This window comes from Staphylococcus pasteuri (assembly GCF_030547725.1).
In the GTDB taxonomy this organism is placed as follows: Bacteria; Bacillota; Bacilli; order Staphylococcales; family Staphylococcaceae; genus Staphylococcus; species Staphylococcus pasteuri.
The window spans coordinates 1-261 of sequence record NZ_JAUOQO010000478.1; the positions used below are offsets into that span (position 1 = coordinate 1).

Consider the following 261-nt stretch of genomic DNA (forward strand, 5'->3'; position numbering starts at 1 on the left):
GTTTAGGGGTTGGCACTGAATTAGGCTTAATTTGGCAAGTGAACAACAAAAATAAACTAGCCCTTACTGGAAACTTATTTTGGCTAAGCAATAACGCCGTAAATCGTCACAGTGAAACTTCGCTGACATGGAATTATGCTTTTATGCAAAATATTGCGGTTCGTGCTCAAATCAAGCACGAAAAATGGCATGCTAGCAACATTTCTGCAATTCTAGCTTTGCAATTCTACTTTTAACTTTCAATAACAGCCTAACTTGAGT

Annotated in this window: 1 protein-coding gene; it reads left to right on the forward strand. The window is 37.5% G+C overall.

All coding sequences use genetic code 11. The annotated features are described in order from the left end of the window. Window positions 1–236, forward strand: a 236-nt coding sequence (locus Q4528_RS14420) for a DUF7840 domain-containing protein (RefSeq protein WP_303522324.1), incomplete at its 5' end; no start/stop codon positions are given. Window positions 237–261 lie beyond the last annotated feature (25 nt).